Consider the following 13,485-nt stretch of genomic DNA (forward strand, 5'->3'; position numbering starts at 1 on the left):
CGAGGCGTTTTCCTTATTTGATATTTCTTATAGCCAATAGTCTGTTGCCGTCGGTTTTCCCTGCGGAAGCGGAAACGTTCTTTAAGAAATCACTTTTTCTCCGCGATAATGACCCGCACCTGTTTACCGGCGGTGGAGCCGAAGTTATCAACCCAGCCGGTCAGCTTGTAGTCCGCCGCATTGACGGAGCCCAGGTCCACCTGATAGTAATTCAAGACATAGCCCGCATCCCGCTTGCGCAGATAGACCTGCACGCCAGAATCCAGCGCATAAGTTGTATTGCCGCCCATGGCGCTGACGGAGCTGAGACTGTCCAGCGTGACAGACTGAAGCGCACGCATACTCTTGATTTCACCGTCGCTGTTAAACTGAACACCTACGCCTCCGGCTTCTATGCCAAACGTTTTCCCGTTGTTGTCAAGCGAGACGGTGGCTCCATCCTTTAGTCCGGAATAGCTGCCGCTGAGCGTACCGTTCTCCTTTTCTGGAACGGATGTCAGATAATAGTAAGACCAGGTATCCCCCGTGGCGTCATCCAAAAGCAGGTGGGTAATTTCACCGCTTGTATTGGTGACATAGTAGCGGATATCGCTCGCAGAAAGCGTGTAGCCTGCCAGACGGCTTGGGTAGATTTTGGCCCATGCGCCGTTGGAGGCGGTATCCAAAATCTGCACATCCCCGGCAAAAATTTTGTCTCCCAGCTTGGTTCCGGCCTGATTCACCGCACCGGTGAGTGTCTTGGCGGTAAGCTGGCTGATCGATGCGCCGCTGTCAGTCATACTGGCGGAAACCAGACTTCCCACCGTATAGGCACCCTGCTGGCTGACGGAGAAGGTGTGAACCACACCGTCGGTACAAGCCACGCTTACACGGACCTCGGTTCCCGCGGTGGAGCCGGAGGAGGATGCATTGGCCACGGCGGTGACCACGCCGTAATAAACTGTATCCGCCGCGCTGCCATTGACCACATCCACCACTTCGCCGTTCATGCCCAGCAGAAGCAGGGCGGTGTCTCCCACCTTGAATCCGCCCATGGACGACAGCTTATAAGCCGCCGTGGCGGTTCCGACGGTATAGGTCTTCGCACCAACGGTAACCGAGGTGGGTGCAGCGGCGCTGGGCAGCAAGGCGGTAATGGTGCCGCCTGCCCGGTCGGTATAAATCCACACCGTCTGCATCCCCGCGTTATAATAATAAACATCGTACTGCTGCAAAGCGGAGATGGAGGACGAAGCGCCGTTGCGGTATACAGCGGCTGCCGAGGCAGCAAAAGGAATCTCCAGCGACTGTGCGCCGCCCGTCGCCACATAAGGCCCGCTCAAATTGGCGGAAACCACCGCAGCATAGTCCACGTTGCCATTGGTGACGGTATAGCCCAGCGTGACGGCGTAGGTCTTTGCATCGCTGGTCTGCGCCGTCAGAGTATTATAGAACAGGTACACACAGTCGGACCGCGTCATGTACTCGCCCTTTCCCAGGGAGATCTGATCCCGCAGTCCCAGCGAGCTGGCCTTGCTCAACTGCGCGGAGGGAAAGGACCCCGCAAGCGCCGAGGAGTCGTATCCCAAAAGACGCAGCACTGTGGCGCATGCCTGTTCCAGCGTGATGCTCTGGCTGGGACGGAAGGTTCCGTCGGTATATCCCGTCATCCACCCCTCGTTCACAGCGATTTTAATATACTGGGAGGCCCAGTGGGTGCTGTTCACATCCTTAAAGAGGGAAACGCCCTCTCCATCCCCCACGCTGTCTTTATACGAGGAGGCGTTTACCAGCATTTTCGCAAATTGTGCCCGGGTGACATTGCCGCCAAGATTCAGGTTTCCGGCGGAATCCCCTGTCATAATCCCCAGCGCCCGGATGGTCTGGACCTCGCCGCTGTTCTCCGAAACGGCTGCTCCGGCAGGGACGGCGATCAGACCAGGCAGCAAAAACACCGCCATTAGAAGGCATAGAATTCGTTTTTTCATAAGTTTTTTTCCTTTCTGCGCGCAGCAGGCACAAGCGGCCTCTCGGCGCACCGCGCCCCTGTCAGTCATAATGTAGTGCATCAATAGGATTCAATCGCGCCGCCTTTTTTGCCGGCAAATATCCAAACACGATGCCGATAAAGGTGGAAATGCCGAACGCGCCCAGCACCGCGCCAAGAGAGGGGCTGACGGTCAGGTTTTCCTGCATCAGCGCCGTGACGATGATGGTGGCAATGGAAGAAAGTCCGTACCCCACGGTAATACCCAGCACACCGCCCAGCGCGGAGGTGGTTGCGGCCTCCATGACAAACTGCTGCATAATGTACCGCTCCTTCGCGCCCAGCGCCTTGCGGATACCGATTTCCCGTGTTCGCTCCGTGACGGATACCAGCATAATATTCATAATTCCAATGCCGCCCACCACCAGAGAGATTGCGGCAATGCCCGCCAGAATCCCAATCATCACGTTAATCATGGCGTTCATGGTGTCAAGCATCTCTGCCATGCTGACAACCCGATATGCGTCGTCATCGGAAAAAATGTTGTAGAGGTAATCCTCCACAATGGTCACGCTGGCTGCGGCCTGCGTTTCGTCCACCACGGTAAGGGTATAGCTGCTGATCGTGCCGGTATAGGACATGCGCGCCGCAGTGGAATAGGGAAGGAACACGCAGTCGTCCGTTCCGCCCTCCTCCATCTCGCCGTCGGTTTCCTGCGTCATAACGCCCACAATCAAAAAGCTTTTTCCACTTAGGCGGATTGTCTGGCCAACGGCGTTTCCGCCGTAATAGGTGCTGTTGAGGTAATTTCCCACCACACAGACATTTCGCCGTTTTGTCATATCCACATACTGAAGGCCCCGTCCCGAAGAAATCGTATAGCCCTTCATGTCGAAGTATGCCTCGCTGACGCCCGTAACCGTCGTGGTGGAAATGCTTTCTGTTCCGATTTTAACGGTGCCGGACGGACTGACCGTGGGGGAAATCTGGTCAAAATAGTCGGGATTTTCCGCCACCAGCTCATACATCTGCGTTTCTGACACGCTGCGGGAGCTGCCCCGACCCATAATGTTCACCGCCACCGTATTTGTCCCCATGTCGGCAAATTGGTCGCGCATATACTTTTCCATGCCATTTCCAAGGCCCACAATCACAATGACAGCCGCAATACCGATGATAATGCCCAGCATTGTCAAAAAGGTGCGCATCCTGTTGCCCTTAATGTTTTTAACAGCAAGCTGGAAGGCTTCCGTCAGTTTCATTGTCCGCCCCCCATTCCTGAAAGACTTGACGATACCACCGCTTCCGTCGCGTGGGAATCTCCGTCGTAAATCACCCGTCCGTCCTCGAGACGGATGATGCGCTGGGCCTGCACGGCGATGGAGTTATCGTGGGTGATCAACACCACGGTGTTTCCCGCCGCGTGAAGCTGCTGCAAAAGAGACAGGACATCCCTTCCGGTGTGGGAATCCAGTGCGCCGGTTGGCTCGTCGGCCAAAATTACCGCAGGCTCCCCCACCAGCGCCCGGGCAATGGAAACGCGCTGCTGCTGGCCTCCGGAGAGCTGCGCGGGCCGGTGGTTGATCTTGCTTCCAAGTCCCACCATTTCCAAGGCCACCTTTGCCCGTTCCCTCCGGTCGTTTTTAGAAACACCGGCGTACATCATGGGAACTTCCACATTTTCCAGCAGCGTGAGCCTTGGAAGCAGATTGTACTGCTGAAAAATAAATCCCAGCATCTTATTGCGGATTTCTGCCAGTTGGTCCTTATCCAACGAGCCTACATCCCGACCGTCCAGCAAATATTTACCGTCGGTTGGAACGTCCAGACAGCCGATGATATTCATGCAGGTGGATTTTCCTGAGCCGGATTGGCCCACGATGGCCACAAACTCGCCTTTTTGAATCTGCATGGAAATGTGATCTGCCGCCCGGACAATAGTATCGCCCATCTCATAAACCTTGGATACATCCTGAAATTCAATCAGAGCGCTCATTCCATCGGTCCTCCGCCGCCTCCGCCGGGGCCGCCTCCGCTGGGACCTCCGCCTCCGCCGCCGTTGGGACCTTCGCCGTCCATTTCGCCGCCGCCCATCATCATATCCATTCCAGAGGAGCTGCTGGAAGCAGGCAAATAAGCCACGGTATCTCCTTCCTGAAGTCCAGATGTAATCTCAATGTAATTGTCGTTGCTGACGCCGGTTTCCACGGACACATAGACATAGTTGTCCGGCGCTTTGTCTTCCAGTGCATTGGCCGCACTGGGGGAATCGGCGGTAATCAGCACCTTATTCCCCCGCTCCAAAGCGGCGCTGGGGATGGAAAGCGCATTGTCATTTTCCGCAAGCACAATTTCCGCGTCCACGTTCATGCCCGGCCAAAGATCGCCGTAGTCGTCGATCCGAACGGTGACGGGATAGGTGGTGGCGCTGTTACTGGTGGTTCCCGCCATGGAAATCTTCGTCACCTGTCCGGTAAAGGTTTCGCCCTCCACGGCATCCGCCGTAATCGTGACGTTTTGCCCCACCGTCACCTGGGTAATATCCAGTTCATCCACACTGAGCGTCATTTCAAGATAGCTCAAATCGTAGATAATGCAGAGGGTATTGCCGGACTCCACCTTTTCACCGGCCTTGATTTGCTTATCCACAATGGTTCCGTCAATGGGGGAAGTAATCGTGTAATCCTCCAATTGCTTTTGAGAGGTTTCCATACTCAGCTCGGCACTTTTCAGAGTATCCTCCGCAGATTGAACGGAGTCGTTGGCCGCATTGGCGGCAAAGGTTACAATGGCCTGCCCGGCGGATACCGTTCCGCCCTCTTTTACATTGATGGCGGCCACGGTGCCGCCGGAGGAGGCAACCACGTCCTCCGCTGCCCGATACTCCAAGGTGGCGTTTTCACTGGAGCCGCTGCCGTTAATTGTGGCGGTGGCGGCCTGCGTGTCGGTCAGTCCACCGGGATTTTTTACGGAGATTGTCACGCTGCGCACAATACGGTTTCCGGTAAGTACCGTGTCAGCCCCCGAAATCGCAGTAACTGTTCCGGTAAGCGTCTCAAAGGAGCCGTCCAGCACCACGGAAGCGCTTTGCCCCACGTAAAAGCTCTTCGCATCGTCCGATGCGAACTGCACCTTCAGCGTCATTGAGGAATTGTCCCGCACGGTGGCCACCGTCTGCCCGGCTTTTACCACATCGCCAGTTTTTACATCCAAAGACGCCACAGTTCCCGATACGGGAGACTGCGCATAGGCCGCCTTTTCGTAGCTGCGCTGGGCCTGATTCAGCGATAGCTGGGACTTTTCCAAATTGCTGCTGACGTCGGAGCTATCCAGCTCATAAAGAACGGTCTCCTTAGTGACCGTATCTCCCTCTTCAAAATCGGCCGATAAAATTTCGCCCTCCTTCAACGTGGTGACGGTATAGGCGTTGGCAGGCTGGAGCGTGCCGGTTCCGCTGAGCGCCTGTGTAATCGCGCGATAGGACACGTCCTCTTCCGTATAAGTAATTGCGGCGGCAGCCTTATTTTTGCTGAATCCCCGCAGCACCGCAGACACCACCAATACCAGCACAACGGCCAGAATCAGCCACTTGCGCAGCTTCTTCCGGCCCCACAGACCCTTCAGTTTTCCAATCACTCCAAGCCCCCTTTTTTTCGCCGGACGTTCGTCCAGCCCCTGTACCTCTTCGGTCTTCTGCAATTCTTCTTTCATACGATTCCTCATTTCCTTACATAAGCCTCGTATTTGGCCCTGCGCCGGGTTATGTGTTTATCAAACATTTTCCATGATTCACCTTGAACAAAGCTTGAAACCCGCACCGTATCAGGAATTCTTTTTTAACTGGCCAAACGCAACTGTTTTTATTGTATTATAACAATAGTACAAAATTTCAAAAAGTCAAGTCTTTTGTGTGAATTTTACACCTTTTTAGTGGGATCAACATACAATGAATCCCCCTTCTCCAAAAATTTATTCCAGACAGCAAAAAAGAACGGCGGGGTGTTTACCCGCCGTTCCTTTTTCGTATTTAACTGATTGCTCTCAGATCATTCCTTCATCGCACGTAGGACACCACAACCCGCCGGTTGGGGTCGCTTCCAATGGATCCGGTGGCCACGTTGGGCTCGTCCTGCAAGGCGGCATGAATGATGTGGCGCTCGTAGGCGTTCATAGGCTCCAGCGTCACGCTGCGGCGATACTTAACGACCTTAGCCGCCACTTTGCGGGCCAGATGGTCCAGACTTTCCTCCCGCTTGGCGCGGTAGTTTTCCGCATCCACGGCCACCCGTACCCGGCCCGTTCCGGCGCGGTTTACACAATAGCCGGTGAGCTGCTGAATCGCATCCAGCGTTTCGCCCCGGCGGCCGATAATCTGCCCCATGCCGGAACCCTCCAGAATCACCTGATACCGGCCCTTTTCCGGCTGATACACGCGAATCTGAGACTCCACTTCCATTTTTTCCAGAAGCCCGGAGAGGAACGTGCGGATGGCCTCCGCCTTTTCGTCCTGCACTTCTTCACCCAAGGGTTTGGACACATACTGGGTAGGTGCGGGCCGTTCTTCCTTCACGGCAGGCTCACGGGTCTTTTGCACAGGCTCTTCCGTGGGCTTCTCCACCCGAGGTACGGGTTTGACCGCAGGCTTCGCCGCGGGCTTGGCCGCGGGTCTGCTCTCCATCTTGGGCTTGGCGGGGACAATCTCCGGGGCGACGGGCTTTTCTTCTTCGTCGCCATAGGTCACGCGTACCTTTGCAGGAGCGCTGCCAATACCCAGAAATCCGGATTTGGCCCGTTCAAGAATTTCAACGGACACGTCGTCCCGCTCCATATTTAACTGTGAAAGTCCGCGGGCAATGGCTTCCTCCTCCGTCTTGCCCGTTACGTCAATATAACTCATGGCAAAAGCTCCTTATTTCTCGTTGGAATCGCCGTACCGATTCTCCTGATAGGCGCGGCCGCGGGCATAAGGACGGTCGCCCACGCGGCCGTTTTCATTGGTGCTGGCTTTCTTGGGCTTGTTGCCCTTGGCCTCCTGCGCGGCCTTGCGCTTATCCTTCAGTGAGGGCTTCAGGGCCTGCTGCTGGCGCAGCTCCTCCTGCTTGCCCCGGGCCTCCTCCTGACGGCGGTGACGGTCGGCCTCGATGGCCTCCTGCCGCTGATTCTCCTCTTCCTCGATCTTCTGGTTATAGAACTTGCCCATAAACCACTCCTGCACCGCGGAGAACGCGCTCTGGGCAATCCAGTACACGCACAATGCGGCAGGCAGGGTAAAGCCGATCCACAGAGACATCAGAGGCATCATCCACAGCATCGTCTTCATCTGCCGGGCAGCGGGGCTGCTCTTGTCCTGTCCCGCCATAGACGCCATGCTCATCAAAAAGCTGAGTCCAGCGGAAATCACGGGCATCAGAATCACGCCGATGTTGGCCCAGGTAAAGGTAAACGCCTGAAGCACATTGCTGGGCAAAACCGACAGGTCCATTCCCAGGAAGCTGTAATTCACGCTTATCCAGCCAGGGACGCTGGCGGCAAATTCGGGAAGCTGGGTATTGATGGCGTTGACCATCATAATCTGCCCGAAGGAGGTGACCTGCAAGGCCCCTTCCTTGGTGGTGGTGGCAATGTCGGCAATATTTACGCCGGCAGACTGCAGTGCGGAAAGGGCCGAATCCACCACGCTTGCGTCCAGCATCATGAAATGGGTGATGGGCTGGCGGATAATCGCATACAGCGCGATGAGGAAGAACATGGGCAGCATGCTCCAAAGGCAGCCGCTCATGGGGCTGACACCCTGCTCGGCATACAGCTTCTGGGTTTCCTCCTGCTGTTTCGCGGGGTTATTGGCGTACTTCTTCTGAATTTCCTTCATCTTTCCGCTCATGCGGTTCATGCGGACCATGCTCTTTTTGCTCTTCATCTGGAACGGCAGCAGCACCAGCTTGATCACCAGCGTGAAGAAAATCAGGGACAGACCATAGGAGCCGGTCATATTGTAAAACAACCGCAAAAGGGCGGCAAACGGGATACAAACGTAATATCCCATGGTTCCTAAAAATCCCATTGGAAGACTCCTTTGTGTACAAATCTCACTACGCTCAGGGCACGGGGTCGTAGCCCCCCCTGTGGAATGGGTTGCAGCGGAGAATGCGGCGCACAGCCAAATACCCGCCCTTCAGCGCGCCATATTTTTCAATGGCTTCCAGCGCATATTGGGAGCAGGTTGGATAAAACCGGCAACAGGGCCGGCGAAAGGGTGAGATTGCCCTTCGGTAAAATCTCACCAGCGCCAATAGTATTCGTTTCACCCAAGCGCCTCCTCCAAAAGCCCCAGCTTCCCCGAAAGCTTTAAAAAGCTGGCGTTCAGCTCTATCCATGGCATATTGACCGCCCGGTGACGCGCCACCAGAACCATGTCATAGCCCTGACGCATCAGGTGCTGGTTCAGCCGATAGGCCTCCCGCAGCCTGCGGCGCGCCCGGTTGCGCACCACCGCATTTCCAAGCTTGGTGGATACGGTAACGCCCAACCGGTTGTGCCCCAGCCGGTTTTTTCGGCAGTAAATCACAAGCCCGCTTCCGGCGGCGGATAAACCCTTGCCGTACAGGCGGCGAAACTCATGATTTTTTTTCAGCGTAACGGCTTTTTTCATGCATTCTCCTGTTCGTTTCCGATGACCGAGGATCTGCCGACCATGCCAATAAGGGACGGAGGAAAACCGGTTTCCTGCCGTCCCTGTCTATTTTGTTCAGCAGGTCCTCCGCGAGAAAAACCCCGCGCGCAGCAACTTAGTAGCTGAGCTGAGCACGGCCCTTGGCGCGGCGGCGGGCAAGAACCTTGCGGCCGTTAGCGGTGGCCATCCGCTTGCGGAAGCCGTGGACCTTTTGTCCGTGACGCTTCTTGGGCTGATAGGTACGTTTTGTCGCCATGTTGAGACACCTCCTGTACTGAAATCTTTTCCGGCCGCCTTTATGACGGCTCTTACTCGACACGGCGCCTACGCCGCGCAGTAAACAAATAAAAAACGCAAATCCAGCGCACGGAACAGTATACATGGAAATCAAAATACTGTCAATAAAAACTTGTAAACGCTGAAATTTTCAGGCAAATTGCCTTTTTTTGAGAACCTGACGGACAAAACCACAAGATGGCCGTTTTTTGCCGCCGCTTTTTCCAGATATTGTGCTTTTACGTTCTATTTTTTCAATTCTTATTTATTAGAATATGTGTTGTTTTTTTATGTGTTTTTTGGTATAATCAGTGGGTATATGATTTCCCCTGTTCGCAGGGAAAGAGAGGTGTCTTTACTTTTGAATTCCGTAGCCGACGTCTGGACAAACGTCCTCACTCAGTTAAAACGCGACCTCTCGGAGACGACCATTGCCACCTGGTTTGACGAACTGGAAGCCGTGGATCTCCGGGACGGCGTTTTTTATCTGTACTGTCCCAACGACTTCAAGAAAAATTACATTGAGAGCCTGTTCATAAAAAATATCAAGGCGGCCCTTCACGATATCTTTTCCACCGATTTTGAAGTAACGGTCCTCACCGCTGAGGAATATGCCATTTTTTCAGGCAGCGCCCAGAAAAAGAAGTCGGAGGCATTTACCTCCGACGAATTTACCTTCGAGCGCTTTGTGGTGGGCTCCAGCAATAAACTGGCACATGCCGCCTGCATCTCCGTGGCGGAGCATCCGGCAAAAAACTATAACCCACTGCTTATTTACGGGGATTCCGGCCTTGGAAAGACCCACCTGATCTACTCCATTGCACATGTCATCAAAAAAGACGACCCCAACGCAAAAATTGCCTATGTAAAAGGCGATGATTTGACCAACGAACTGGTGGAAGCCATTCAGGGCGGTAAAACCGCCGAAATGCGGGAGAAATATCGCAAGGCGGACCTGTTTCTGGTGGATGACGTTCAGTTTATCGCCGGGCGCAAGCAGACGCAGGAGGAATTTTTCCACACCTTCAACAATCTTTACGAGTCCGGAAAGCAAATTGTGCTCACCTCAGACCGTCCCCCCTCGGAAATGATGCAGTTGGAAGACCGGCTGCGCACCCGGTTTGAATGGGGACTTCTGGTGGACGTGGCTCCGCCGGACTATGAAACCCGCATGGCCATCATCAAAAACAAGGCCGCTTTGCTTGGCATGGAAATTCCAAACAAGGTCGCCGCCTACATCGCCGAACGCGTCACTTCCAACGTCCGGCAGCTTGAAGGCACCATCAACAAACTTCTCGCCTATAAGGACCTGTTGGGGGACGACGTAGACGAGGATCTGGTGAAACGGGCCATTCAGGATATTCTCCGCCGGGGAGAGAACCTTCCCACCTCGGATTCCATCGTGGATTTTGTCTCCAAGTATTACGGCGTGTCCGCCGAAGTCATTCGGGGACAGCAACGGGTGCGGGAGGCGGTGGCCGCCCGTCAGGTCGCCATGTACCTGATTCGCAGCATGACGAACCTTTCCAGCGACGATATCGGCAAGTTTTTCGGAAACCGTGACCACTCCACCGTGCTCTACTCTATTGAGAAGGTGGAGCGGCAGATGAAATCCGACGCAGGCTTTGCTGAGGCAGTGAAAGAAATCAAAACCAACATCAGCTCGAAGCACTGAGTTTTCCCCACTCCTCCTGTGGAAAAGGAAAACAGTTTTGTGGAAAACCAGGGTCTGTATACCCATTGTGGAAAAACACCCCACTTTTTCCAGCTTGTCTGCTTAAAAACTTTTCCTGTGCTGACAGGGATTTCCGCACTTTTCCACCGTTTTTGTCCCTCTACTATGACTATCACTAAAAAATATATCTTTCTTTTCTAAAAGAACACAAAAACCGCAAACCTTCTCTTTGTCCCCGGCTTTCACCAAAAAAAGAAAAGCTTCCACAGAAAGGAAAAAAGCCTATGAAATTCTCTTGTGAAAAAGCCTTGCTGCAAAGCGCGGTGGCCGTGACCTCCCGCGCTGTATCGCAGAAAAGCTCCATTCCCGCGCTAGAGGGCCTTTTGCTTCGCGCCGGTGAAACGGTCACCGTTTCCGGCTACAACATGCAGACAGGTATTCGCACCATCCTCTCCGCCGACGTGACGGAGCCCGGCGCGCTGGTGTTAAACGCACGTTTGTTCGGCGATATCATCCGGCGGATGCCGGACGACATGATTACCTTTTCTTCCGACGACAGGCTGACAGTCCGCCTTCAGTGCGGAGACGCAGATTTTAACATCATGGGTCTCAGCGCCGCGGACTATCCCGATCTTCCAGAGGTGGAGGACGAATATTCTGTCTCCATCCAGCAGAAAACTTTACGCTCCATGATTGAGGAGACACTGTTTGCCGTCTCCACCAACGAGAGCCGTCCGGTTCACACCGGTTCCCTGTTTGAAATCGGCGAAGACGGACTGACCGTGGTCTCCGTGGACGGGTTCCGGCTTGCCATTCGCAAGGAACCTTTGGAGCGGGTCAACGGCGGGTACTTTTCCTTCGTGGCTCCCGGCTCCGCCCTGAACGAAATTGAAAAAATCTGCGGCGACGTGGAGGATACGGCGGCAATTACCTTAGGGAAACGCCATATTTTATTTGAGGTAGGCGAGACGCAGTTGATCTGCCGCCGTCTTGAGGGGGATTTTCTGGACTATAAGAGCGCGGTGCCCCGGAAAAACCCCATTTCTGTGGTAGCGGACACCAAAGAGCTGATTCAAAGCATCGACCGGGTCAGCGTGGTGATCTCCGAAAAGCTGAAAAGCCCGGTGCGATGCCTGTTTGACAAAGACCGGGTGGTTCTTTCTGCGAAGACGGCCAACGGAGAAGCCAAGGATGTCTGCCGCGTGGCGGGTGACGGCGGAGAGCTGGAAATCGGTTTTAATAACCGTTATTTGATGGAAGCTCTGCGCTATGCCCCTGCCGACACGGTAAAAATTGAGTTAAACACCGGCGTTTCCCCCGCCGTCATCGTCCCCACGGAGGGCGAGGAGAACTTCCTTTATATGGTGCTGCCTGTGCGGCTGAAAGCGCAGGATTAAAATGAAAGCTGTCACGATTACGACGGAATATGTAAAGCTTCAGGACCTTTTAAAGCTGGCAAATCTGGTGTACTCCGGAGGAGAAGCCAAGGAACGCATTCAAGGCGGCGAGGTCATGGTGAACGGTGAAACCTGCACCCAGCGGGGCAAAAAACTGCGTCCCGGCGACGTAGCCCGGCTGGATGGGCAGGAGTGTACCCCGGTCTATGCGAATTGACGGATTGCTTCTGGAGAACTTCCGCAACTATACCCGCCAGAACCTGTCCTTTGACCCGGACTGCAATGTGATTTTCGGTGACAACGCACAGGGAAAGACCAACTTGCTGGAGGCTGTCCAATATCTTTCCTGCGGCAGCTCCGACCGAGCGAAAAGCGACCGTGAACTGATTGCATTTTCAGCGGAAAACACCGTTTTGTCCGGCAAAGTTTTTTCAAGAGAGCGGGAATTTGTCCTGCGGGCGGAGCTGTATCGGGGGAAGCGAAGGAAGCTTTGGATCAATAAGGTCCCTGCAAAAACGGCGGCGGAGCTTTCCGGCGTGCTGCAAACCGTGTTTTTTTGCCCGGAGGATTTGCTTTTGATTCGGGACGGGGCTGCGGCACGGCGGCGGTTTTTGGATAACGCACTGTGTCAGCTTCGTCCCCGATATGCCTCTGCCCTTGCGTCCTATCGGCGGGCGTATGCTCATAAAACCCGGATTCTGCGGGACTGCGATCAGCAGCCCGGCCTTTTGCAGATGCTGCCGGAGTTTAACGAGCGGCTGGTGCAGTGCGGCGCGGTGCTGATTCACTATCGGGCGCAGTTTGTAGAGAAGCTGGCGGCCACGGCCGCCGCCAACCATGCGGACTGTTCCGGCGGGAAGGAACGCCTGTCCGTTTCTTATAAAACCGTCTCCTCTGTGGAGGACCCATTGGCAGAGCCTGCAATTTTGGCACGACAGCTTCGGAGCCATATGGAAAACCACAAATGTGCGGAGCTTGCCTCCCGGCTGTGCCTTTCCGGTCCTCACAAGGATGACCTTGTGGTGGAAATTGACGGACGGGACGCCAAAACCTATTGTTCACAGGGACAGACCCGCACGGCGGCCTTGAGCTTAAAGCTTGCCGAGCGGGAGATTTACAAAAATGCCTCCGGCGAGGCTCCCGTGCTGCTGCTGGACGATGTGCTCTCCGAGCTGGACCCCCGGCGGCAGGAATTTGTGCTGAACCGAATTGCAGGCGGACAGGTGTTCATCACCTGCTGCGAAGATGATAGGCTTCCCGTGCTTCTTGGGGGAAAGGTGTTTCATGTGGCAAACGGTCGCGCGGAGTAAACCGCCTGCACCCGTAATGTTTCACGTGAAACTTAAAGGTAAATGCGCGCTTTGGGCGTTTAAAGGAAAAAAGGAGGATGGACCTTGTATCTTCATATCGGTCAGAACGAAATTGTCCCGGAGAACCGGGTGGTAGGCATCTTTGATCTTGACAAATGCAGCTACGGAAAAAGGACCCGGGAATATCTTGC

13 protein-coding genes are annotated in these 13,485 nt (G+C 54.6%); 4 read left to right on the plus strand and 9 right to left on the minus strand.

Annotation, left to right across the window (positions count from 1 at the left end; all coding sequences use genetic code 11):
• Positions 1-89: 89 nt before the first annotated feature.
• The 9 genes from B2W96_RS07390 to rpmH all read right to left on the minus strand — a co-directional run bounded on the left by B2W96_RS07390 (position 90) and on the right by rpmH (position 8,892).
• Entirely contained in the window at positions 90-1,967 is a 1,878-nt protein-coding gene (locus B2W96_RS07390) for an S-layer homology domain-containing protein (protein WP_293009644.1), read from the minus strand.
• A gap of 61 nt (positions 1,968-2,028) precedes the next feature.
• Complete coding sequence (locus B2W96_RS07395; protein ID WP_293009645.1) at positions 2,029-3,228, minus strand: ABC transporter permease; 1,200 nt, start codon at positions 3,226-3,228, stop codon at positions 2,029-2,031.
• Complete coding sequence (locus tag B2W96_RS07400; RefSeq protein WP_293009646.1) at positions 3,225-3,962, minus strand: ABC transporter ATP-binding protein; 738 nt, start codon at positions 3,960-3,962, stop codon at positions 3,225-3,227. The genes B2W96_RS07395 and B2W96_RS07400 overlap by 4 nt, the downstream gene beginning before the upstream one ends.
• Positions 3,959-5,677, minus strand: a complete 1,719-nt coding sequence (locus tag B2W96_RS07405) for an efflux RND transporter periplasmic adaptor subunit (protein WP_293009647.1) — start codon at positions 5,675-5,677, stop codon at positions 3,959-3,961. Before B2W96_RS07405 ends, B2W96_RS07400 begins: the two co-directional genes overlap by 4 nt.
• A 343-nt stretch (positions 5,678-6,020) precedes the next feature.
• A complete protein-coding gene (jag, locus tag B2W96_RS07410) occupies positions 6,021-6,863 on the minus strand; it encodes an RNA-binding cell elongation regulator Jag/EloR (protein WP_293009648.1) in 843 nt (280 codons plus the stop codon).
• A 12-nt stretch (positions 6,864-6,875) separates the two neighbouring features.
• Positions 6,876-8,027, minus strand: coding sequence for a YidC/Oxa1 family membrane protein insertase (yidC, locus tag B2W96_RS07415; protein WP_293009649.1), 1,152 nt, complete (start codon positions 8,025-8,027; stop codon positions 6,876-6,878).
• Between the two features lie 34 nt (positions 8,028-8,061).
• Positions 8,062-8,271 (minus strand): membrane protein insertion efficiency factor YidD, encoded by a 210-nt coding sequence (gene yidD / locus B2W96_RS07420; protein WP_293009650.1) that lies wholly within the window; start codon positions 8,269-8,271, stop codon positions 8,062-8,064.
• On the minus strand, positions 8,268-8,615 hold the full coding sequence (rnpA, locus tag B2W96_RS07425) for a ribonuclease P protein component (RefSeq protein ID WP_293009651.1): 348 nt from the start codon (positions 8,613-8,615) through the stop codon (positions 8,268-8,270). Before rnpA ends, yidD begins: the two co-directional genes overlap by 4 nt.
• A gap of 136 nt (positions 8,616-8,751) precedes the next feature.
• The gene (rpmH, locus tag B2W96_RS07430) at positions 8,752-8,892 is read right to left on the minus strand and encodes a 50S ribosomal protein L34 (RefSeq protein WP_293009652.1); all 141 of its coding nucleotides are present in this window, start codon (positions 8,890-8,892) and stop codon (positions 8,752-8,754) included.
• 381 nt (positions 8,893-9,273) lie between these two features.
• On the opposite strand from rpmH, the gene dnaA reads away from it, so the two are divergent.
• The 4 genes from dnaA (at position 9,274) to recF (ending at position 13,294) form a co-directional block, all read left to right on the plus strand.
• Positions 9,274-10,587 carry a chromosomal replication initiator protein DnaA gene (gene dnaA, locus B2W96_RS07435; protein WP_293009653.1) on the plus strand — a complete coding sequence of 438 codons (1,314 nt, stop codon included), beginning with the start codon at positions 9,274-9,276 and terminating at the stop codon, positions 10,585-10,587.
• Positions 10,588-10,871: 284 nt separating this feature from the next.
• On the plus strand, positions 10,872-11,984 hold the full coding sequence (dnaN, locus tag B2W96_RS07440; RefSeq protein ID WP_293009654.1) for a DNA polymerase III subunit beta: 1,113 nt from the start codon (positions 10,872-10,874) through the stop codon (positions 11,982-11,984).
• Position 11,985: 1 nt separating this feature from the next.
• Positions 11,986-12,201: an RNA-binding S4 domain-containing protein gene (locus B2W96_RS07445; RefSeq protein ID WP_293009655.1), complete on the plus strand. Its 216-nt coding sequence runs from the start codon at positions 11,986-11,988 to the stop codon at positions 12,199-12,201.
• Positions 12,191-13,294, plus strand: a complete 1,104-nt coding sequence (recF, locus tag B2W96_RS07450) for a DNA replication/repair protein RecF (protein ID WP_293009656.1) — start codon at positions 12,191-12,193, stop codon at positions 13,292-13,294. Before B2W96_RS07445 ends, recF begins: the two co-directional genes overlap by 11 nt.
• The last annotated feature ends 191 nt before the right edge of the window (positions 13,295-13,485 follow it).

Origin of the sequence: Oscillibacter sp. UBA6647 (assembly GCA_002455655.1) — a bacterium.
Classification (GTDB): domain Bacteria; phylum Bacillota; class Clostridia; order Oscillospirales; family Oscillospiraceae; genus Oscillibacter.

Excerpts from the sequence above, each read along its gene's own strand:
- dnaN (WP_293009654.1), top strand. The coding sequence starts at position 10,872 with ATGAAATTCTCTTGTGAAAAAGCCTTGCTGCAAAGCGCGGTGGCCGTG.
- B2W96_RS07400 (WP_293009646.1), bottom strand. The coding sequence starts at position 3,962 with ATGAGCGCTCTGATTGAATTTCAGGATGTATCCAAGGTTTATGAGATG.
- jag (WP_293009648.1), bottom strand. The coding sequence starts at position 6,863 with ATGAGTTATATTGACGTAACGGGCAAGACGGAGGAGGAAGCCATTGCC.
- B2W96_RS07390 (WP_293009644.1), bottom strand. The coding sequence starts at position 1,967 with ATGAAAAAACGAATTCTATGCCTTCTAATGGCGGTGTTTTTGCTGCCT.
- rnpA (WP_293009651.1), bottom strand. The coding sequence starts at position 8,615 with ATGAAAAAAGCCGTTACGCTGAAAAAAAATCATGAGTTTCGCCGCCTG.
- B2W96_RS07445 (WP_293009655.1), top strand. The coding sequence starts at position 11,986 with ATGAAAGCTGTCACGATTACGACGGAATATGTAAAGCTTCAGGACCTT.
- B2W96_RS07405 (WP_293009647.1), bottom strand. The coding sequence starts at position 5,677 with ATGAAAGAAGAATTGCAGAAGACCGAAGAGGTACAGGGGCTGGACGAA.
- B2W96_RS07395 (WP_293009645.1), bottom strand. The coding sequence starts at position 3,228 with ATGAAACTGACGGAAGCCTTCCAGCTTGCTGTTAAAAACATTAAGGGC.
- yidC (WP_293009649.1), bottom strand. The coding sequence starts at position 8,027 with ATGGGATTTTTAGGAACCATGGGATATTACGTTTGTATCCCGTTTGCC.
- rpmH (WP_293009652.1), bottom strand. The coding sequence starts at position 8,892 with ATGGCGACAAAACGTACCTATCAGCCCAAGAAGCGTCACGGACAAAAG.
- recF (WP_293009656.1), top strand. The coding sequence starts at position 12,191 with ATGCGAATTGACGGATTGCTTCTGGAGAACTTCCGCAACTATACCCGC.